At 67.1% G+C, this 21,784-nt stretch carries 17 protein-coding genes; 4 read left to right on the top strand and 13 right to left on the bottom strand.

Annotated elements, in window-relative coordinates; genetic code table 11:
* The first annotated feature begins 96 nt into the window (after positions 1–96).
* Positions 97–1,944: a translational GTPase TypA gene (gene typA, locus JNG39_RS03355; protein WP_247374303.1), complete on the top strand. Its 1,848-nt coding sequence runs from the start codon at positions 97–99 to the stop codon at positions 1,942–1,944.
* A gap of 284 nt (positions 1,945–2,228) precedes the next feature.
* Here the strand turns inward: typA and JNG39_RS03350 are convergent, their stop codons facing one another.
* Positions 2,229–3,302 carry a mechanosensitive ion channel family protein gene (locus tag JNG39_RS03350; protein WP_368309661.1) on the bottom strand — a complete coding sequence of 358 codons (1,074 nt, stop codon included), beginning with the start codon at positions 3,300–3,302 and terminating at the stop codon, positions 2,229–2,231.
* 90 nt (positions 3,303–3,392) lie between these two features.
* On the opposite strand from JNG39_RS03350, the gene JNG39_RS03345 reads away from it, so the two are divergent.
* Together JNG39_RS03345 and JNG39_RS03340 are read left to right on the top strand one after the other, a co-directional pair.
* Positions 3,393–4,349, top strand: a complete 957-nt coding sequence (locus JNG39_RS03345; protein ID WP_368309659.1) for a glycosyltransferase family 2 protein — start codon at positions 3,393–3,395, stop codon at positions 4,347–4,349.
* Positions 4,350–4,353: 4 nt separating this feature from the next.
* The gene (locus JNG39_RS03340; RefSeq protein ID WP_368309658.1) at positions 4,354–4,857 is read left to right on the top strand and encodes a mismatch-specific DNA-glycosylase; all 504 of its coding nucleotides are present in this window, start codon (positions 4,354–4,356) and stop codon (positions 4,855–4,857) included.
* Here JNG39_RS03340 and JNG39_RS03335 read toward each other — a convergent pair.
* Positions 4,833–6,053, bottom strand: a complete 1,221-nt coding sequence (locus JNG39_RS03335; protein ID WP_368309656.1) for a c-type cytochrome — start codon at positions 6,051–6,053, stop codon at positions 4,833–4,835. The two genes, JNG39_RS03340 and JNG39_RS03335, sit on opposite strands and share 25 nt — an antisense overlap.
* A gap of 3 nt (positions 6,054–6,056) precedes the next feature.
* Positions 6,057–6,740, bottom strand: coding sequence for a cytochrome c (locus JNG39_RS03330; RefSeq protein WP_368309655.1), 684 nt, complete (start codon positions 6,738–6,740; stop codon positions 6,057–6,059).
* A gap of 105 nt (positions 6,741–6,845) precedes the next feature.
* Between JNG39_RS03330 and JNG39_RS03325 the strand changes: the two genes are divergently transcribed.
* Positions 6,846–8,414 (top strand): amidase, encoded by a 1,569-nt coding sequence (locus JNG39_RS03325; protein WP_368309654.1) that lies wholly within the window; start codon positions 6,846–6,848, stop codon positions 8,412–8,414.
* Between the two features lie 110 nt (positions 8,415–8,524).
* Here JNG39_RS03325 and galU read toward each other — a convergent pair whose 3' ends face one another.
* The 10 genes from galU to malQ form a co-directional block, all read right to left on the bottom strand.
* Positions 8,525–9,400 (bottom strand): UTP--glucose-1-phosphate uridylyltransferase GalU, encoded by an 876-nt coding sequence (gene galU, locus JNG39_RS03320; protein WP_368309653.1) that lies wholly within the window; start codon positions 9,398–9,400, stop codon positions 8,525–8,527.
* Positions 9,397–11,295 (bottom strand): polysaccharide biosynthesis protein, encoded by a 1,899-nt coding sequence (locus tag JNG39_RS03315; RefSeq protein ID WP_368309652.1) that lies wholly within the window; start codon positions 11,293–11,295, stop codon positions 9,397–9,399. Before JNG39_RS03315 ends, galU begins: the two co-directional genes overlap by 4 nt.
* Positions 11,282–12,322 carry a glycosyltransferase family 4 protein gene (locus JNG39_RS03310; RefSeq protein ID WP_368309650.1) on the bottom strand — a complete coding sequence of 347 codons (1,041 nt, stop codon included), beginning with the start codon at positions 12,320–12,322 and terminating at the stop codon, positions 11,282–11,284. Before JNG39_RS03310 ends, JNG39_RS03315 begins: the two co-directional genes overlap by 14 nt.
* Positions 12,319–13,491: a lipopolysaccharide assembly protein LapB gene (gene lapB, locus JNG39_RS03305; RefSeq protein WP_368309649.1), complete on the bottom strand. Its 1,173-nt coding sequence runs from the start codon at positions 13,489–13,491 to the stop codon at positions 12,319–12,321. The genes JNG39_RS03310 and lapB overlap by 4 nt, the downstream gene beginning before the upstream one ends.
* Complete coding sequence (locus tag JNG39_RS03300) at positions 13,488–13,748, bottom strand: lipopolysaccharide assembly protein LapA domain-containing protein (protein WP_368309647.1); 261 nt, start codon at positions 13,746–13,748, stop codon at positions 13,488–13,490. The genes lapB and JNG39_RS03300 overlap by 4 nt, the downstream gene beginning before the upstream one ends.
* A gap of 125 nt (positions 13,749–13,873) precedes the next feature.
* Entirely contained in the window at positions 13,874–14,173 is a 300-nt protein-coding gene (locus JNG39_RS03295; RefSeq protein ID WP_144910648.1) for an integration host factor subunit beta, read from the bottom strand.
* 105 nt (positions 14,174–14,278) lie between these two features.
* Positions 14,279–15,952 carry a 30S ribosomal protein S1 gene (gene rpsA / locus JNG39_RS03290; protein WP_144910650.1) on the bottom strand — a complete coding sequence of 558 codons (1,674 nt, stop codon included), beginning with the start codon at positions 15,950–15,952 and terminating at the stop codon, positions 14,279–14,281.
* Positions 15,953–16,119: 167 nt separating this feature from the next.
* Positions 16,120–16,800 carry a (d)CMP kinase gene (gene cmk, locus JNG39_RS03285; RefSeq protein WP_368309646.1) on the bottom strand — a complete coding sequence of 227 codons (681 nt, stop codon included), beginning with the start codon at positions 16,798–16,800 and terminating at the stop codon, positions 16,120–16,122.
* Positions 16,801–17,102: 302 nt separating this feature from the next.
* Entirely contained in the window at positions 17,103–19,706 is a 2,604-nt protein-coding gene (gene treY, locus JNG39_RS03280; protein WP_368309645.1) for a malto-oligosyltrehalose synthase, read from the bottom strand.
* Positions 19,703–21,781: a 4-alpha-glucanotransferase gene (gene malQ / locus JNG39_RS03275; protein ID WP_368309644.1), complete on the bottom strand. Its 2,079-nt coding sequence runs from the start codon at positions 21,779–21,781 to the stop codon at positions 19,703–19,705. Before malQ ends, treY begins: the two co-directional genes overlap by 4 nt.
* Positions 21,782–21,784 lie beyond the last annotated feature (3 nt).

The raw sequence follows: 21,784 nt of genomic DNA, 5'->3' as shown, positions 1-21,784 counted from the left end.
GCGCCCCGCGCGTCATGCGAACGTCGCCAAAATCCTTTATAATCGGCGGCTTCCCAAACCAAAGAGGCGATCCGGCTGCACGCCGGCGCATAACGCATGTCGATCGAATTCCTGCGCAACATCGCCATCGTCGCTCACGTCGACCATGGCAAGACCACCCTCGTCGATCAGCTTCTGAAGCAGTCCGGCACGCTCAACGAGCGCACCGTGCTCGCCGAGCGCGTCATGGATTCGAACGACCAGGAAAAGGAACGTGGCATCACGATCCTGGCCAAGAACACGGCCATCACCTGGGAAGACAAGAAAACCGGCGTCAAGAACCGCATCAACATCGTCGACACCCCGGGACACGCCGACTTCGGCGGCGAGGTGGAGCGCGTGCTGTCGATGGTCGACACCGTGCTGATCCTGGTCGACGCGATGGACGGCCCGATGCCGCAGACGCGCTTCGTCACCCAGAAGGCCTTCGCCATGGGCTTCAAGCCCATCGTGGTCGTCAACAAGGTCGACCGCCCCGGTGCCCGTCCGGAGTGGGTGGTCGAGCAGGTGTGGGATCTCTTCGCCAAGCTCGGCGCCACCGACGAGCAGATGGAATTCCCGATCGTCTACGCCTCGGCGCTGAACGGCTACGCCTCGCTCGACGAGAACGCGCGCGAAGGCGACATGACCCCGCTCTATGAAGCGATCATGCAGCACGCGCCCAAGCCCGACGTGGATCCGGAAGGCCCCTTCCAGATGCGCATCAGCCAGCTCGACTACAACAACTTCGTCGGCGTCATCGGCATCGGCCGCATCCAGCGCGGCACCCTGAAGAAGGGCATGCCGGTCGCCGTGATCGACCGCGAAGGCAAGAAGCGCCAGGGCAAGGTCGTGCAGGTGCTTGGCTTCCTCGGCCTGGAGCGCATCGAGCAGGATTCCGCCGAAGCGGGCGACATCGTCGCCATCGCCGGCATCCCCGAGCTGACCATCTCCGACACCGTCACCGATCTGAACACGCCCGAGGCGCTGCCGCCGCTGAGCGTCGACGAGCCGATGATCAGCATGACCTTCCAGGTGAACAACTCGCCGTTCGTCGGCCACAAGGATCTCTCCGGCGGCAAGTTCCTCACCAGCCGCCAGCTGCGCGAGCGCCTCGACCGCGAGAAGGTGCACAACGTGGCCCTGCGCGTGGAAGACGGCTCCGACGCCGACAAGTTCCTGGTCTCGGGCCGTGGCGAACTGCACCTCTCGGTGCTGATCGAGAACATGCGCCGTGAAGGTTACGAACTGGCCGTGTCCCGTCCGGAAGTCATCCTCAAGGAGATCGACGGCCAGAAGATGGAGCCGATCGAAGAGCTCGTGATCGACATCGAGGAGCAGCACCAGGGTGGCGTGATGGAGCGCCTGGGCATCCGCAAGGGCGATCTCAAGAACATGGTCTCCGACGGCAACGGTCGCGTGCGCCTCGAGTACGAGATCCCGGCCCGCGGCCTCATCGGCTTCCAGAACCAGTTCAAGACCCTCACCCAGGGTTCGGGCCTGCTGTTCCACGTGTTCAAGCACTACGGTCCGTACACCCCGGCGCCGATCGCCAAGCGCCAGAACGGCGTCATGATCGCGAACGCCGCGGGCACCACCCCGGCCTACTCGCTCGGCCCGCTCCAGGAGCGCGGCAAGCTGTTCGCCGCCGAGGGTGACTCGGTGTACGAAGGCCAGCTGATCGGTATCCACGCGAAGGACAACGACCTCACCGTCAATGCGATCAAGCCCAAGCCGCTCACCAACATGCGCGCCTCGGGCAAGGACGACGCGATCCAGCTGACCCCGGCCACGAAGTTCACGCTGGAACAGGCGCTCGACTTCATCGACGACGACGAGCTGGTCGAGGTGACGCCGAAGGAAATCCGCCTTCGCAAGAAGCACCTCACCGAAAACGATCGCAAGAAGGCTTCGCGCGGTCAGTAAACGAAAAAGCCCGGGAAACCGGGCTTTTTTTTGCGATGGGGTTTTGTCGCTCCCTCGGACGCGAGGCGCTGGGTTCCTGCGTGCGCAGGAACGACGTGAGGTGGTTTTTACGATTACGGTCAATCTTGTAGCTTGAGGTTCCTGCGCACGATGACGTGACAGGTTTCCGGCGACGCACGACTTGCAGCTCGTCGTTCCCGCGCGCGACGGTGTAAAAGGGTTTCGGCGACGGTCGATCTTTTAGCTCGTCGTTCCTGCGCACGCAGGAACCCAGCGCCTCTCGCTCAGGAAGGCGACATCGCCTGGCCGGCTTTTCGCTCCTGGATCGGCACGTCCGCGCGCAAGCGCGGCAAATACCCCGGAAACTCCCTCCGCACGAACGCGATCAATCCCTCGCGCACCTTGCAGCGCAAATCGAACGACTTGCCCGAATCGCTCGAACTCACCAGCGCGCGCACCTGCATCGCCTTCTCGTCGCTGTCGACGACCTGCAATCCCATCACCCGGCCGTCCCACTCCGGCGCGGCCCTGCACAGGCGCTCGAGTTCCTCGCGTAGCGGCTCCAAAGGCATGCCGTAGTCGAACCAGAGCAACACCGAGCCCAGGATCTGCGAACTCGTGCGCGTCCAGTTCTGGAAGGGATGCTCGATGAAATATTGCAACGGTACGATCATCCGCCGCTCGTCCCAGATCGCCACCACGACGTAGGTGCTCGTGATTTCCTCCACACGTCCCCACTCGCCTTCCACGATCACCACGTCGTCGATGCGGATGGGCTGGGTGAGCGCGATCTGCATGCCGGCGATGAGGTTGCCCAGCACGGGCTTGGCGGCCAGACCCACCGCGAGGCCGGCGAGGCCCGCTGACGCGAGCAGGCTCGCCCCGAATTGGCGCACGCCCGGAAAAGTCATCAGCACCACGGCGATGCCCAGCAGCACGATGAGCACCATCGCCGTGCGGCCGAGTACGCGCACCTGGGTCTGCAGGCGGCGGGCCCGCAGGTTGTCCTCCAGGTCGATGGGATTGAATCGCGCCACCGCGGCTTCCAGTGCGCCCACGCAGCGCACCGCGAACCAGGTGCAGGCCAGGATGAAGCTCACGCCGACGAGATGCTCCAGTCCGCCCACGAGCCGCGCGGGCTCGTCGGGCGCGGCGCGGAAGGCGAGCAGCAACATCGCCAGGGGCAGCATGGCTTCGATGGGCGCGTTGGCACGCATGATGATCGACGCGCCCATCGGGTGATGGACGGCGAACCGGCGTAACAAGGCATGCATCACGCGACGGAGGACACCCGCGACGGCCAGCGCGATCACGACGATCAGCGCAAAGCGCGTCCACGGATGCGTGATATCTGGCATCCAGTCGGAAGGGCTCATTCGGAAAAGGCTAGGACAAGCGATGTCCACGTTCGGTAAAGTGCGGTTCCAGCCCCGTCCTGCGATCGAACGATGACCTCCATCCAGACGCTCACCGTGCTCGTGCCCGCGTACAACGAGGCGGAGGTGATCGGCACCTTCCATCGCCGGCTGTCGGCCGTGCTCGACGCCCTGCCCCTGGTCAGCCGCGTGCTCTACGTGGACGATGGCAGCCGCGACGGTACCTGGGCCCTCATCGCCGCGCTGGCCGCCGACGATGCGCGGGTGCAGGCACTACGGCTGTCGCGCAACTTCGGCAAGGAAGCGGCGATGACCGCGGGGCTCGATCATGCCGACGGCGATGCCGTGGTGCTGATCGACGCCGACCTGCAAGACCCGCCGGAACTGATTCCCGCCCTCCTCGACCGCGCCGCGGAGGGCTTCGACGTGGTCTACGCCACGCGGGCCCGGCGCGACGGCGAAACCTGGTTCAAGAAGTTCACCTCCGCGTCGTTCTACCGCGCGATGGAGCGCCTGTCCGACACGCCGGTGCCGCGCGATACCGGCGACTTCCGGCTGATGAATCGCCGCGCCGTGCAGGCCGTGAACGCGTTGCGCGAGCGCCAGCGTTTCATGAAGGGACTGTTCGCCTGGATCGGCTACCGGCAGAGTTCGCTCGTGTACGATCGCGACGCGCGCACGGCGGGTACCACGAAATGGAACTACTGGCGCCTGCTCAACCTCGCCCTCGAAGGCGTCACCTCGTTTTCCACGGCGCCGCTCCGCGTGGCCTCGTGGACGGGCCTCGCCGCCGCCCTGCTCTCGTTCGGCTACGCGCTGTGGGTGTTCCTCAAGGCACTCATCTGGGGCGACCCCGTGCGCGGTTATCCCACCCTCATGGTGGTGATCCTCTTCCTCGGCGGCGCGCAGCTGCTGGCCATCGGCTTGATTGGCGAATACGTCGGCCGCACCTATGCGGAAACCAAACGGCGTCCGCTCTACTACGTTGAAGACCGCAAAGGCGACCTCCCTGCCTCCCCGCGCGAATGACCACGTGCTGCCCGACCTGCTGCAACCCGGCCTGTCGGTCGTGTTCTGCGGCACGGCGGCGGGCACCCGCTCGGCGCGGGAAGGCGCCTACTACGCGCACCCGGGCAACCTGTTCTGGCCCACCCTGTTCGCCATCGGGCTCACGCCCCGCCTGATCGCGCCGGCGGAATACCCGCTGGTTACCGGCTTCGGCATCGGCATGACCGACCTGGCCAAATTCCATTACGGCAACGACGACGAACTGCCCGGCGATGCCTTCGACGTGGCGGCGCTACGTGCGCGCATCGAACGCGTGGCGCCCCGCGTGCTCGCCTTCACCAGCAAGCACGGCGGCCGCACGGCGCTGGGCAAGCAGGCTGGCTACGGCTTGCAGGCCATCACCTGGGGTGACACGCGGCTCTTCGTGCTGCCGTCCCCCTCGGGCCAGGCGCGCCGTTCGTGGAACGAGCAGACCTGGCATGACCTCGCCCGTCTCGTGCGCGATCAATCGCCCGGCACGGAGCGATAGGCCCGCACGTCGTTCGGCGATACCGCCGCGGCCTTGTTCGACCAGGCCTGGCGGATATAGGTGACCACGGAGGCCGCGTCATCGTCGCCCAGGCGCTGCGAGAACGGCGGCATGGAATACGGACGCGGGTTGCCCGCCGTCGCCGGGGCGAATCCGCCGTTGAGAACGATGCGGATGGCGTTGATGCCGGTCGGATCGAGCACCGACGGATTGCGATCGAGCGGCGGATACGCCGTGCCCTTGCCGCGCCCATCGGCGGCATGGCATCCCGCGCACTGCTTCGCATAGATCGCTTCACCCCGCGTCGCCAGTTCGCGCGCGTTGGCGATCGGTTCGGGCATGGGCCGCGGCTCGCGAGCGGGCAACGATTTCAGGTAAGTGGCCATCGCCGCGAGATCGCCGTCGGTGAGGTGCTGCGTGCTGCGCATCACCACCTCCGCCATGGGGCCGAGCGCGGTGCCCTGGGGCGAGCGGCCCGTCTTGAGCAACGACACCACGTCGGCTTCGCTCCATCCGGCGAGGCCGCCGTTCACGCCCATCGACAGGTCCGGCGCATACCAGTTCTGCACGGGGATGATGCCGCCGGCGAGGATCGGATCGGTGACCGGCGCACCGAAGCTGTTGCGCCGCGCATGGCACTCGTTGCAATGCGCGAGCCCCTCCACGAGATAGGCTCCGCGATTCCATGCCGCCGAACGCTTCGGGTCGGCCACGTATTCGCCCGCATCGAAGAACAGTCCGCGCCAGGGGGCCATCAGCGAGCGCATGCGATACGGAAAGCGCAGCGTCGTGTCCGTGCGCGGGTTGCGCACCGCGGGCAGGCTCCTGAGGAAGGCGAAGATCGCGTCCGTATCGGCGCGCGTCATCTTCGTATACGAGGTGAACGGAAACGCCGGATACAGCGATTCCCCGTCATGCCCCTTGCCTTCGTGCAGGGCGCGATGGAAATCGTCGGCACTCCAAGCGCCCAGGCCCGTGTCGCGATCGGGCGTGAGGTTGGGCGACGGAATGCCGCCGAAGGGCGTCGGTACCACGCGGCCACCGGCGAACGGCGGGCCATTGCGCGAGGTATGGCACGACACGCAGTCGCCGACGGTGGCGAGGTAACGGCCACGCTCGACGAGGCCGTCGGCGTGCGCCGTGGCGGCCGCAACCAATAGGGAAAAAACGAGGGAAAGTTTCGCTGCGATCCGCATGGGTCAGCCTCCCAGCACGCCGCAACGCAGCGGCGGCGTCACGCTACCCGCATCGGCCGCCTTCGCGTCGGCGGGCACCGGGCGCGACGCGAGCCAGGCGGAAACCGCGCTGATGTCGGCGTCGGTCAACCGGCTCACGATGGTGGCCATGCAATCCGGCGCCACGGTGTTGCGGGTGTCGGTACGCCACGAACCGAGCTGCGCGCTCACGTAATCGTAGGGCAGACCGACGAGCCCGGGCGTGTCCGGTTGCACGCCGGTGAGTTCGGGACCATGGCACGCCATGCACGCGGGAAGGCCTTTCGCGGGATCGCCCTTCGTCGCCAGTTGTTCACCGCGTGCCTTCGCGTCGGCGGACATCGCGGGCGTGGGATGGGTGACGTAGGGAACGTCCTGGCCGGCGAAATACGCGGCGATCTCGCGCATGTAGTCGTCGGTGAGCGGCGCGACCATGTGCTCCATGATCGGGTAATGGCGCAGGCCGCGCTGGAAATCCTGCAGCTGCCGATGCAGGTAACCGGCGGGCTTGCCGGCCAGACGCGGATTGAAACCGTTGTCGCCGCCTTCGCCACGTTCGCCATGGCAACTCGTGCACGCGGCGATGCGCTGGGCGAGCGTATCGGGCACCGCCGATTCCTGCGCCAGCGCGGCAATCGGCATGAGAACGAGCAAGAACCAGCGTCGCATCGCATCCTCCCCTTGACGGGTCGAGTATAGCCATACCGTCGGAGCAGCGGCCCGTTCCCGAATAGCGATACGATGCGCGGAGCCAACCTCGGGGGAGATGCCTACATGGTTCATGCAACACGGCTCGTCATGGCGCTCGCGCTCGTCTTTCCGTTGGCCTCGCAGGCGCGTGACGCCACCGAGGACGACGCTTTCGCATCCATCGCCGCCCTTCGCGAGGCTTATGCGACGGGCAGCCTCACGCCCGTGGGCATGACCCGCCTGTTCCTCGATCGCATCGCGCGGATCGACCATGCGGGCCCCACCCTGCGCTCGGTGATCGAAACCAACCCCGATGCCGAGGCCATCGCGGCGAAAGCGAAGGGCAAAGGCCCGCTCGCCGGCATCCCGATCCTGCTGAAGGACAACATCGACACCGGCGACCGCATGATGACCGCGGCCGGCTCGCTGGCCCTCACCCTGAAACCGGCGCCGCGCGACGCGACGGTCACGGCGAAGCTGCGCAAGGCGGGCGCCATCATCCTGGGCAAGGCCAACCTGAGCGAGTGGGCGAACATGCGCTCGGCGCACGCCACCAGCGGCTGGACGGGCCGCGGCGGGCTGACGCGCAACCCCTACGTGCTCGACCGCAACGCCTGCGGATCGAGCGCGGGCTCCGGAGCCGCCGTCGCCGCCGGCCTGGCCACGGTGTCCATCGGCAGCGAAACCGATGGGTCGATCATCTGCCCGGCCTCGATGAACGCGCTCGTCGGCATCAAGCCCACGGTGGGCCTGGTCAGCCGCGCCGGCATCATTCCCATCTCGGCCACACAGGACACGGCGGGACCGATGGCCCGCAGCGTCGCCGACGCGGCCGCCGTGCTCGGGGTCATCGCCGGCAGCGACCCGCGCGACCCGGCCACGGCCGAGGCCGACCGCCACGCCACCGACTACACCCGGTTCCTCGACGCGAACGCGCTGCGCGGCAAGCGCATCGGCGTGGTTCGCCAGTTGGCGGGCATCGAACCCAATGCGGACCGCGCGCTGGCGAACACCATCGCCGTTCTCAAGGCGCAGGGCGCCGTCGTGGTCGACCCGGTGGAGATTCCCCATCTGAACGAACTGAGCCAGCGCGAGCTGGACGTACTGCTGACCGACTTCAAGCACGACATCGGCGCCTACCTCGCCACGCGTCCCGATCAGCCGATGAAGACGCTCGCCGATCTCATCGCCTTCAACGAGCGCGAAGCGGCGAGGGAAATGCCCTGGTTCGGACAGGACCTCTTCATCAGGGCGCAGGCGATGGGCGGCACGGACGATCCGGCGTACATCGAGAAGCGGGATACGAATCGGCGATTGGCCGGGCCGGAAGGCATCGACGCGGCGTTGAAGACCCATCGCCTCGACGCGTTGCTCGCCCCAAGCTGGGGACCGGCCTACACCACCGACCTGGTACTGGGCGACCACGTGGTCAGCGGCGATCCGACCGTCGGGGGCGTATCGGCACCGGCGGCCATCGCGGGCTATCCGTCGATCACCTTGCCGGTGGAGTTCGCGCACCGGTTACCGGTGGGCGTGGTGTTCTTCGGCACGAAGTGGAGCGAGCCGACGTTGATCGGCATCGCTTATGCGCTGGAGCAACAGGTGAAGGCGTATCGCCGGCCCACGTTCATGGCGACGCTACCGGTGGAGTAACCAGCCGTCGCGGCATGGCCGCGAAAACCATGCGTACGGCGCTGGATTCCTGCGTACGCAGAGGCACCCAGCGCGGTGAGGCCGGTTTCGCCCCACCGCGGCCACGCCTCTTACGCCTTGTTGGCGTACTCCCGCACGATCGGCGCGAGCTTCGGGTCTTCCAGTGCCATCGCCATGGTGGCGCGCACGAGGCCGGCCTTGTTGCCGCAGTCGAAACGCGTGCCTTCGAAGCGATAGGCCAGCACCTTGCGCTGGTCCTTCAGCAGGTTTTCGATGGCATCCGTCAGCTGGATCTCGCCGCCGGCACCGGGCTGGGTGTTCGTCAGGTACTGGAAGATCTCGCACGGCAACACGTAGCGGCCCACCACCGCGAGGTTCGACGGCGCATCGGCCGGCTTGGGCTTTTCCACCATGTGGCGGATCACGGTGGCGCGATCGCTCACCGCTTCGGTGGCGTCGACGATGCCGTACTTGTCGGTATCGTTCTCCGGCACCTCTTCCACCGCGATGACGCCCGCGTCGTACTCGGCCGCCACCTCGGCCATCTGCCGCAGCGCGCCCTTGCCCTTGGTCCAGATCAGGTCGTCGGGCAGCATGACGCCAAAGCGCTCGTTGCCCACCACGGGTGCGGCGCGCAGCACGGCGTCGCCCAGGCCCAATGCTTCGGGCTGCGTCACGAAGACGCAACGCACGCGCGAGGGCAGGATGCCGCGAAGGATGTCGAGCAGTTCGGCCTTGTTCTTCTCGGCGAGCTTTTCCTCAAGCTCGTACGCCTTGTCGAAGTAGTCGGCGATCGCGTGCTTGTATCGGTTGGTGACGAACACCAGCGTGTCGGCACCGGCGTCGACGGCCTCGTCCACGGCGTACTGGATGAGCGGCCGATCGAGCACCGGGAGCATTTCCTTGGCTACCACCTTGGTCGCGGGCAGGAAGCGCGTACCGAGGCCGGCCACCGGAAATACCACCGTGCGCAGGGGTTGGGTCATGCGATGTCTCCATTCTCGTTGCGGCGTAGCGGCACGACGTTATCGGTCTGCGAGTCGCCCCAGCGGAACGACGGCAACAGGTGCGATACGCAGCGACGCAGGGTTTCTTCGTCGAACTGGGCCACCGCTTCCTCGGCACGGGCCAACTGCGTCTGCAGGAGGTCCCACGATACCTGGCGATGCTGGGCCTGGAAGATCTTGGCGTGCGTCGTGCTCTTATAATTCTCCAACGGGTGGAACAATTCTTCGAACAGCTTCTCACCTGAGCGAAGACCCGTGTAGACGATCTGGATGTCCGCTCCCGGACGCTTGCCCGCGAGGCGGATCATCTGCTCGGCCAGGTCGCGGATCTTCACCGGATCGCCCATGTCCAACGCGAAGATCTCGCCGCCCTTGCCCAGGCTCGCAGCCTGCAGGATGAGCTGGCAGGCCTCGGGAATGGTCATGAAGTAGCGCGAGATCTCCGGGTGGGTGATGGTCACCGGGCCACCCTGGCGGATCTGTCGGCGGAACAGCGGCACGACGGAACCGGCGGAGTCGAGCACGTTACCGAAGCGAACCGTAATGAAACGTGTAGACGTATGCGCGGCGAGGTTCTGGCACCAGATCTCGGCCATGCGCTTGCACGCCCCCATCACCGAGGTGGGATTCACCGCCTTGTCGGTGGAGATGAGCACGAACGATTCGGCGCCGATGCGCACGGCGGCGTTCGCCACCACGCGCGTGCCCATCACGTTGTTGCGGAACGCTTCGCGCAACTGCCCCTGGAGCATCGGCACGTGCTTGTAGGCCGACGCGTGGAACACGATCTGCGGCTGCGTTTCCTCGAACAGGCGGTTGATCGCCACGTCTTCCCGGGCGTCGGCGAGCACGCCGTTGAAGATGAGTTCGGGATAGGCCGAGGTCAGTTCCTGGCCGATCCGGTAGAGGTTGTACTCGGACATTTCCACCACGGTGAGCGACTGCGCCCCGAGGCGCGCCACCTGGCGGCAGAGTTCCGAACCGATCGAACCGCCGCCGCCCGTGACCAGCACGCGGCGACCGCTGATGTTCTCGCGGATGGCCGTCCAATCCAGCTCCACCGCATCGCGACCGAGGAGGTCTTCGATGGCGACTTCCTTGATCTCGTTGAATTGCGCGCGACCGGCGACCACGTCTTCCAGGCGCGGCACGGTGCGGAACGGCAGGCCGGTGCTTTCGCAGAAGGCCACGATGCGGCGCATCTGCGACGTGGTGGCACCCGGCACGGCGATGAGCAGCATCTGCACCGCCACGGCCTTGGACAGCTCGGCGAGCTGGTCGATGGTGCCCAGCACGGGAACGCCGCCGATCTGCGCGCCACGGAGCGCCGTGTTGTCGTCGACGAATCCGATCACGCTGTAACGGCTGTCCCGGCGCAGGTCGCGCGCCAGGGCGTCGCCCGCGCGATCGGCACCGACGATCAGCACGCGCTTGGTCGGCGCCGACTGGAAGAGATCGATGCGGCTGTCCTTCCAGAAGCGATAGCTCAACCGCGGAAGCCCCAGCAGCACCACCAGCACCACCGGGTACAAGAGCAGCACCGAACGCGGCACCCCGTCCAGGCGCGCGTACATGACCATGGCCAGGCCGATGATCAGCGCGCCGATCACCGTCGCGCGGATGATGTTCCACAGGTCGGGCAGGCTCGCGAACCGCCACACCCCCTTGTAGAGGCCGGTCCAGTTGAATACGGCGCCCTGCACGAGCAGCACGATGGGAAACTCCATCGGCAGGTAGCTGACCGGCGAAAGGTCGGGCATCAACGCATAGCGCAGCGACTTGGCGATCCACCACGCCAGGGCCGCCATGGCGAGGTCGTGGGCGACCACCGCCGTACGGGGATGGATGATGCCGATGAATTTACGCAGAAACATGCCGCTCCCTTCGACGCAAGCAATGACGCTTACCAGTACGCCAGACCGCTGCTCCAACCAGATACACCGCCCCGAAGCAACCGGGCGCCACCGCGGGTGAGCGGTACGCGATCCATGCGACGGGAATACAGACCAAGATGTTCCACGCGAGATAGCCGAGGGCGACCCGACGGTGCGACGCCCCCCGACGTCTCACGAGCCATTGATAAAGATGCTCGCGATGCGGAGTGTACCAGCGCGCACCGCGCAGCATTCGCACGAGCAGCGTCAAGGTGGCGTCGATGACGAAGGCGGACGAGAAAATGAGGGCCGGCCACAGCAAGTTCGTGCGAAACGCCCAGAGCATGGCCGACAGGGCGAATACGAACAGCCCCAGCGCGCCGCTGCCCACGTCGCCCATGAAAATGCGGGCCGGCGATCGATTGAACCACCAGAACCCGGTGGCGGCCGCGGCCAGGGCCAGGGCCGATCCGGCGATGGCCGGACTACCCGCCGACCAGGCCAGCGCCGCGGAGGCGGCACCGAAGAACATGGCCTGCTGCGCGGCCAGGCCGTCGATGCCGTCCATGAAGTTGTGCAGGTTGATGCACCACACGCCCGCCAGGAGCAAGGGAATGGCCCATAGCAGGCTGGCGGTGCGGCTGGCCACGGCGAGGCAGAGCAGCAGCGTGGCGGCGAGCTGGATCAGCAGCCGGGGCCGAATGGGCAACGATCCATGGTCGTCGAGCCAGCCGATGGCGGCCACGGCAGTGGTGGCCACGCTGAACGCGGCCACCACTGCCGCGCCCGGCGAACCGGGAAGGAGGACCAGCGCCGCCGGCATGCCCGCCAGGGCGCCCAGCACGATGCCGATACCCCCGCCACGCGGCGTGGGCAAGGTGTGGGAACGGCGACGCCCCGGGGCGTCGAGCATGCCCCGGCGATGCGCGTAGGCGATGGCCGCGCGCACGCTGGCGAACGACACGACGAGGGCGGCCACGGCACAGCCGAACAGCGTCGCCGTCACCCCTGGAAATGGCGGCGTCATTCGTTGGCGACGCCGTGGATGGGACGCACGGTGCCCCAGCTCTTGCAACTCGGGCATTGCCAGTGGTGGGCCTTGGCACCGAAGCCGCAACGGCTGCAGCGATACATCGCCTGCCCTTCGAGCAGCTTGCGGGTGAGGTCGCGCAGGATGAGGTAGTTCTCGCGGGCCTCACCCGAGACCTTGTCCATGGTGGCGTCGATCAGCGCCATCAGGCCGCGCACGGAAGGCCGCTTGCGCAACTGCCCGGTGAGGAAATCGATGGCGGTACGCTCACCGTCGCGCCCTTCGTAGAGCCGCGTGAGCGCCAGCACGGGCGAGATGCCGTGGTAACGCTGCATGATGTCGAGCAGGAAGCCCTCCGCGCGATCCATCTGCTGCGAGCGCGCGTAGCAGTTGAGCAAGGGCGGAAGAATCTCGGGAACGAAGGCGATGTCCGAATCGATGGCCGCTTCGTACGAGGCGATCGCCGCGGCCACATCGTCGTCCTCGGCCGAGAGGCGGCCGGCGATCATGTGCGCGCGCACGCAATCGCGCTGGCAGGAGAAGGCCTCGCGCACGTAGTCGCGCGCCTCGGTGCGCGCGCCGTGCAGACGGGATTGCTCGGCGAGTTCGCAGTAGAACTGCGCGATCATGGCCGATTCGTCTTCGCCGGTCATGGCTTCGAGGCGACGGGCATGATCGATGGCCTTGTGCCACTCGCGCTCGTGCTGGTAGATGGCGATCAGGTGGCGCAGCGCCGACGGCGCCAGCGCGTCCATCGCGACGAGATCGGAGAACAGGGTTTCCGCGCGATCGAGCAGGCCGGCGCGCATGTAGTCTTCGCCCAGCTCGAGCAGGGCCACCGTCTTCATTTCGTCGGAAAGGCCCTGGCGGGATACCAGGTGCTGATGGAGCCGGATGGCGCGATCGACCTCGCCGCGCTTGCGGAAGAGGTTGCCCAGCGCGAGATGGGTTTCCACCGTGTCCCGGTTGTATTCGGCCAGTCGCAGGAACACTTCCAGCGCCTTGTCCTGCTCCTCGTTGAGCAGGTAGTTGAGGCCCCGGAAATAATCGGACGACAGTTCGTTGACCCGTTCACCGGAACGGCGGGCATGGGTGCGGCGGGCCAGCCACCAGCCGGAAAGAAAAGCCAGCGGGGGAACGAGCGCCAGCAGCCAGATCGGATTCATGCGGTTTTCGCGCTGTCTACCTTGCGATCGCCCAGCGCCTTGCGGCGTTTGCGCCGATGGGCGAACGAGGTGCCCAGCCAGGCGGTGATGCCGCCGAGAATCCAGCCCGTCAGGAGCGCGGCCAGCATCGCTCCACCCTTGGGCAGCGACAGCCGGGCCATGCCGAAATCGAACGGCACCGAATCGGCGTTCAGCGCCCCGAAAACCACGCCGGCGGCGACGAACGAGAGCAGGAAAAGTATGGCGATCAGACGCATCCGGCGACTGTACCCGAATCATGAATGGCATGGTGCGCCGCAATTATGAATTCGTACAGGTTGATGACCTGTACGTGCCCGGCGGCGCTTCCGGGGTTGCTGCTACTGCGCAAAAAAACGCCGCGTCACTGCGCGGCGTCTTCGAGGGCGAGGTTCACGCGTTCGCGTAATTCCTTGCCCGGCTTGAAATGCGGGACATGCTTGCCCGGCAAGGCCACGGCTTCGCCGGTCTTGGGGTTGCGCCCCATGCGCGGCGGACGGAAATGCAGAGCAAAGCTGCCGAAGCCGCGGATCTCGATGCGCTCGCCGGTGGAGAGGGCATGGCTCATCTGCTCGAGCACGCTCTTGACGGCAAGTTCCACGTCGCTGAAGGCAAGGTGGGTCTGACGCCGCGCCAGCGCCTCGATGAGTTCCGACTTTGTCATGGGTCCCCTGGTTCTTCTTTAACGCTTGGACTCGAAACGTGGATCCGTACTACATGGGCATCACAGGAAAAACGGGGGAGCGGCGAACCGCTCCCCCGTCCGACATCAGTCGGCCTTGTTCATCTGCTCCTTGAGGAGCGCGCCGAGCTTGGTCGTGCCGCCGGCGGCGGACTGGTAGTCGGCCATGGTGTCGGCCAGCTCTTCCTCGTCCTTCGCGCGGATCGACAGCTGCAGCTGACGGCCCTTGCGATCCATGCCGGTGAACTTCGCCTCGACCTTGTCGCCGACCTTCAGATGCTGCGTGGCGTCTTCCACGCGCTCCTTGGCGATGTCGTTGGCGCGGAGGTAACCCTCGACGCCTTCGCCCAGGTCGATGGTGGCACCCTTGGCGTCGACTTCGCGGACCGTGCCGGTCAGGACCGTGCCGCGCGGATTCGTGGCCATGAACTGGCCGAACGGATCCTGCTCCATCTGCTTGATGCCGAGGGAGATGCGCTCACGCTCCGGATCGACGGCCAGCACCACGGCCTCGACTTCGTCGCCCTTCTTGAAGTTGCGGACGAGGTCTTCACCCGAGGCCTGCCACGAGATGTCGGACAGGTGGACGAGACCGTCGATGCCGCCTTCCAGGCCGATGAAGATGCCGAAGTCGGTGATCGACTTGATCTGGCCAGAGACCTTGTCGCCCTTCTTGTGCATGGCGGCGAAGGCTTCCCACGGGTTCGAGCGGGTCTGCTTGATACCCAGCGAGATGCGGCGACGCTCTTCGTCGACGTCCAGGACCATGACCTCGGTCTCGTCACCGACCTGAACCACCTTGGCCGGGTTGACGTTCTTGTTGGTCCAGTCCATTTCGGAGACGTGCACCAGGCCTTCGACGCCCGGCTCGATCTCGACGAAGCAGCCGTAATCGGTGACGTTGGAGACCTTGCCGAACAGGCGGCTGCCGACCGGGTAGCGGCGGGCGATGGCGACCCAGGGGTCGTCGCCGAGCTGCTTGAGGCCGAGCGACACGCGGTTGCGCTCGCGGTCGTACTTGAGCACGCGCACGTCGAGCTCGTCGCCGACGTTGACCACTTCGGACGGGTGACGGACGCGCTTCCACGCCATGTCGGTGATGTGCAGCAGGCCATCGATGCCGCCGAGGTCGACGAACGCGCCGTAATCGGTGAGGTTCTTCACCACACCCTTGACGACCGCGCCCTCGGTGAGGCGCTCGAGCAGCTTCTCGCGCTCTTCCGAGAACTCGGTCTCGACGACGGCGCGACGGCTGACGACCACGTTGTTGCGCTTGCGGTCGAGCTTGATGATCTTGAACTCGAGGTCCTTGCCCTCGAGGTAGACGGGGTCACGGACCGGACGCACGTCGACCAGGGAGCCCGGCAGGAATGCGCGGACGTCCTTGATGTCGACCGTGAAGCCGCCCTTGACCTTGCCGGAGATCTTGCCGGTGATGGTCTCTTCCTTGTCGAACGCCTGCTCGAGGTCGTCCCACACCATCGAACGCTTGGCCTTCTCGCGGGAGAGCTTGGTCTCGCCGAAGCCGTCTTCGAGCGCGTCGAGCGCGACCTTGACTTCGTCGCCCACTTCCACTTCGAGAGCGCCGTTCTCGTCCTTGAACTGCTCGATCGGAACGATGCCTTCGCTCTTCAGGCCGGCGTTGATCACCACCACGTCGTTGCGGATTTCCACAACGATACCCGTGACGATGGAGCCGGGCTTCAGCTTCGAAATGGCCTGCTGGCTCTGTTCAAACAGTTCGGCAAAACTTTCAGTCATGTTGATTCCAGGGTTATGAAAGGCCGTACCCGGCGCCGACGTGCGTCTTGAACGCGAGCGGACGGGGGACCCACCGGTTGTGGGTGCGTTCGGACGACTCGATGGAGGCCCCCGCACCGTTGCCAATCACCCGCGCACACTGCGCGGGCACTTTGCCGCGACGCGCCTTACCGACGCACCACGGCGAAAACCTTCGCCACCACCGTCTCGATGGGCATGCCGGTGGTATCGATGACCACGGCGCCCTCGGCGGGCTTCAACGGGGCGACGGCCCGCGACGCATCACGCTCGTCGCGCGCCTCGATTTCTCGCTGAAGGACGCTAAGTGTAACGCTCAGCCCCTTATCCTTCAACTGCTTATAGCGCCTTTTCGCCCGCTCGGCGGCACTGGCCGTGAGAAATACCTTATGGGCCGCGTCGGGGAAGATCACCGTGCCCATGTCGCGGCCGTCGGCCACCAGCCCGGGGGCCTTGCGGAAGCCCAATTGCAGGTCCACCAGGGCCTGGCGCACGCTGGGAATCACCGCGATGGCCGAGGCGGCGGCCCCGGCGGTCTCCGTGCGCAGCTCGGCCGTGGCGTCGTGGCCGTTGACGATGACGTGGGTCTCGCCCCCGTCCTGGCTGGCCTGGAAGCGGATCTTCACGGTCTGGGCGCAGCGGGTGACCGCGTCGACGTCGGACAGGTCGATGCCCTCCTCCCCCGCCGCGTAGCCCACGGCGCGGTAGAGGGCCCCCGAATCGAGCAGGCGCCAGCCCAGCTTGTCCGCCACCATGCGGCTGATGGTGCCCTTGCCGGAGCCCGAGGGGCCGTCGATGGTCAGGACGGGGACGACAGCCGGATGGGCCATGGGATTACCTCACGCGCGAAACCGCCATGATACCGCCGTGGATGGGGCGGAGGCTTGCTGGAGGCACTGGGGCGACCTGATTCGCCGATGCGATCGGCTCCCACCCCTTCGGTAGCCAGCTTGCGCCGACCTGGCGACGAGGAAAAAAAGCCCGCCCAGCCCATGGGCGGAAAGTCGGCCACCGAAGGGGTGGCAGCTGCTGCCGACCCGGCGACGAGGGATAAAAGCCCGCCCAGCCCACGGGCGGAAAGTCGGCTACCGAAGGGGTGGGAGCCGATCGCATCGGCGATTCCTGCGAAGCGCTACGCCGAGGTCCAGGCGGCGACGGTCATTCCCGCGAAGAGGTCCGCCACGTCCACCTCACCCCCAGCCGACGTCCCCTCGGACAGCACGCCCTTCCATTCGCCTTCCGGTACCCTCAGCGTCGTACCGGCCCAGCGCCCGGCCGGCACCGAAGGCATCGCCTCGCCGGCCAGCCAGGGCGCCAGGTGCCGCCCCACGGTCACCAGCAGCCTGCGCCCACGGTATTCCCGGACGAAGGCCAATACCCGACCCGCCGCCGGGCCTTCGGCCGCCAGCGGCCGGTAATCTCCCCGGGCGAACAGCTCCGGGTGCCCCTTGCGCAGGCACAGCAGCTCACGGATCACCGCCTGCTTGACCGTGCCGTCCCGCCAGGTCGCCAGCGCTTCCGTCGGGGACAGCCCTCGGGCCAGCGATTCGGAACGCCGTCCGAAATCGACCGGTCGCCGGTTGTCGGGGTCGACCAGGCTGAAATCCCAGCCATCCGTGCCCTGGTACAGGTCGGGCACGCCGGGCATGGTCAGCCGCAGCACCGTCTGGGCCAACCCGTTGGCAACCCCGGGGACCGCGATGTATTCCGCGAAGGCGCGCAACTCCACCGCCGACTCGCCCGAAAGCATCGAACGCAGGAAATCCTCGCACGCGTCCTCGTAAGGCTCGTTCGGCGACGTCCAGCGCGTCCAGCGCTTGGCCTCGCGCAGCGCCTTGCGCTGCCAGGCGGCAATGCGGGTGGCGAAGCGCTCCAGTCCCTCGTCATCGTCGGCGGCGAGGTCGAGCGGCCACGCGCCGACGAGCATCTGGTAGAGCATCAGTTCGTCGGCGGCCGAGGGCGCCATGCGCCCTTCGGCGCGCTGGCGGTACACGGCGTGCCGTTCCCGCCAGCGCTGCACCGTCACCACCCAACGCGCGGCTTCCTCGGACAGCACGGCGAGGCGTGCCCGCAGGTCTTCGCCACGCTTGTGGTCGTGCGTGGCGGTGGTCAGCAAGGTATGTGGAAACGTCGCCGCGCGCTCGGCGCCATGCCGGTGGAACGCGTCCGGTGACAGGGCCAGCCGCGCCGCGTCGACGCCCACCTCGTTGCGCGAAAGGAGCCGCCCGTAACGATAGCCCGCGGTGTCCTCCACGGCCTTGGCGGCCACGGGCGAGGTCGCTTGCTGGAAGATCGCGATGGCCCGCTCCCGCGCGCGACGCACGGGCCCCGGCGGCAGCGAACGCAGGGCTTCGCCACCGAGCCAGCGCGCCACCAGATGCAGCAGATCGGCGTCTTCGCCACGCACCGTGCGCAAGGCGCCTTCCACCGCGCGGGCGAAGATGGCTTCGTCGAAAGCATCGCGGCCCAGGCCGCCGGCATAGGTGCGATAGACGGGGAAATGCACCAGCAGCTCCACGAGCACGCGCCGGATCGCCGCCAGGGAGACATCGCGCGACGCCAGGTCGGCGCGCGCCGCCGCGAACAGCGCGCGCGCCGTGCGGTCCAGTTCCGCCTCGAAACTGTCGACGAGGATCTGCCGTCGCGCGCGCACCGCCTGCGTCGCGAAGTCCGCCGAGTCGCCGGTCAGCTCCCGCCACAGTCCGGTCAGCGGACCTTCGCCCGTTTCGTCGTGCAGCACGGCGGACACCTGGTCCATGAATTCGTAGCCGGTGGTGCCATCGGTACGCCAGTCCGTTCGCAGCGGCTCGTCCTCGGCGAGGATTTTCTCCACCACCAGATACGCGGCATCGCGAGGCGCGCCCGGCGGGCGACGCGTGCGCAGCCGCTCCAGGCGATGGCGCAGGCGACGGCAATAGCTTCGCGGATCGGACAGCCCATCCACGTGGTCGCAACGCACCCCGTCGATGAGGCCCTCGGCGTAGAGGCGGAAGATCGTGGCGTGGGTGTCTTCGAAAACGGCGGTACGCTCGATGCGCAAGCCCGCCAGTTCGTTGATGTCGAAGAAACGCCGGTAGTTCACCATGTCGCTGGCGAGCTTCCAGAACGCCAGCCGGTAATGCTGTTTCTCGATCAGGCCATGCAACCGCGCCCTGCCCTCGTCGTTCGACGGGTCGTGCGACGCCACGGCGTCGTCTCCCAGGTCGCGGGTGGACGCGGGCGACAGCGGGAGGTGGTCGTCGTAAAGCCGCAGCATCCATTCACCGCGCCGCCGCGCGAGGCGAAGGTGTCCTTCGCGCAGCGTGGCGTCGTATCCCGCGCCGAGGATCGGCAGCAGCAGGCGTCCACGGATCAACGGATCGGGCGACTGCCAGTCGATGTCGAAATAACCTGCGTAACGGCTTTCGCGGCCATGCCTGAGCACATCCATCCACCACGCGTTTTCCGGCCCCACGCCCATGTGGTTGGGCACGATGTCGACGATCAGCCCCATGCCACGTCCGCGCAGGGCCGAGACGAGCCGGCGCAGGGCATCCTCGCCACCGATCTCGGGATTGACCTCGTGGCAATCGACCACGTCGTAACCATGCGTCGATCCCGTGCGGGCACGCAGGATCGGCGACGCGTACAGATGGCTTATGCCCAGCCGGGCGTAGTAGTCGACCACGCCCACGGCGTCGTCGAGCGTGAACCCCGAGTGGAACTGCAGGCGGGCGAGCGAGCGCGGCGGACTCATGGACGGTTCCGGGTCTTGTCGATCGCCGAGCACACGGCGTTGGCGATCGGCCCGTCGAACAGTCGCGACGTGGAATCGGGCATGCGGCGGCGCCAGTTCGGATGCACCGCATCGGTGGGGCCGGGAAGATTGGGCTGCTCGTGCAGGCCGAGCACGTCCTCGACGGGGAAGATCGCCAACGGCGCCGGGGTCTGCGCCACGTGCTTGGCGGCGGCCACCACCACGGGAGAGATATCGTCCGGCGCGGGAGGGCTGTCCTCGTTCCATGCCGAACCCGAGGCGCACATCGCGCTCCACAGACGATGGCGTTCGACCTCGCGTCGCGCGGCTTCGTCCACCTCGGGATCGTTCAGTCCGGTGCGCTTTCGCCATTCGACGTCGCGCCCGCTCCACCATCCGGCCACCGTCGGCACGTCATGCGTGCTGGTGGTGGCCATGGCGTTGTCCGACCAATCCGCCGGTGCGATGAATCCCCCGTCCTCCGCGCGTTCGAACCAGAGCACGCGGATGCCGAGCACGCCCGAGTCGGCGATGGCGCGACGGAAATCGGCGGGCACCGTGCCGAGGTCTTCGCCGATCACGATGGCGCGGTGCCGATGCGATTCCAGCGCCACGAGGCGCAGCAGGTCGCGCAACGGGTAACGCACGTAGGCGCCTTCGGTGGCGCCCGCGCCATGCGGCACCATCCACAGGCGCTTGAGGCTCAGGATGTGGTCAATGCGCACGCCGCCCGAATAGGCCAGTGCCGCGCGCAGCATGCCGATGAACCCCTTGAAACCGGTCTCGCGCAGGCCGCGCGGCGAGAACGTGGTGAGGCCCCAGTCCTGCCCCAGGCGATTGAGCGCATCCGGCGGCGCACCCACCGACAATCCCTGCAGCATTTCGGCCTGGTGTGCCCAGGCGTGGCTACCGCCGGAGTCGGCCCCCACGGCGAGGTCGGCGACCAGGCCGATCTTCATCCCGGCGTCGCGGGCCGCTTTCTGCGCACCGCACAGACCGCGCGAGGCCAGCCACTGCAACCACGCGTGGAACGACACCTCGCGTGAATGCTCGCGAGCGAACGCGGCCACCTCGGACGACGACGGATCATGGTAGGCGGCAGGCCATCCCTGCCAACCGCCCGGACGACCATGGGCGGTGAAGTCCGCATGCAAGGCCTCGAAGCGTGCATGACGCTCCAACGGTTCGCCCTGCTCGCGACGAAACGCGGCGAAACGCTCGGCATGCGCGGAATCGACCGACTCCCACTCGTAGACGGAGCGAAGGATGGTCATGCGCGCACGCGCGGCACGCGGCCAGTCGATCAGGTCGAGCCACTCAAGGTCGGCCAGTTCCTGGCGAAGATTGTGCGAATCGATCACCGCGCGCACGCTCTTCTCGCCGCTGGTGCGCGACGGATCGATGTAGAGACCGTTGAGGAACAGGCGACTCGACGGCGCATACGGGCTGTAGCGCTCCGGCGCGGCAGCGAACAAGGCGTGCACGGGACTGATGGCAAGCGCATCGGCGCCCTTCTCCGCCGCGGCGCGCGCGCACAGTTCGAGCGCGGTGAAATCGCCGGCGCCACCGTCGCCGGGACGGCGCAGGCTGGACACCTGAACGGCCATGCCCCAGGGCCGGTGCAGGCCCGCCACGTCACCGATGCCGAAGGCGCGTCGCGGTGCGACGGCGAGCGTGACTTCATCGTCGTCGAGCCACAAGGCGTAGTACCCCGGCTGCGCCGGTGCGGGAAGCGACGATGCGCCCGAGGGCAACTCCCCTTCCGCCACCGGCAACCCGTCTTCTCCGACGATCTTCCACCGCCGACCACGGGGGGCCGGGGTCAGTTCGACCGTGTCGCCCGCATCGGACGTCAGCAAGCGCGGAGGACGGCGTCCCTGACGCTCTTCCTCGAGCATGCGCAGGCTGCCTTCGACCTCGTCCGCGTCGCCCGCCGGCAACCCCAGCGCACCGAGCACGAGGCGCAGCGTGTGCGCGGGCGTCGACTGCGGACGGTCGAGCGCATCGCGCCAGTGCACATCCACGCCCGCCTGTTCGGCCAACAAGGCGAGACGATCGTCGAGTGGAACGTTCACGAA

The sequence above is a fragment of the Luteibacter sp. CQ10 genome (assembly GCF_040900725.1).
In the GTDB taxonomy this organism is placed as follows: Bacteria; Pseudomonadota; Gammaproteobacteria; order Xanthomonadales; family Rhodanobacteraceae; genus Luteibacter.
This window is presented reverse-complemented; position numbering and strand designations above follow the sequence as displayed.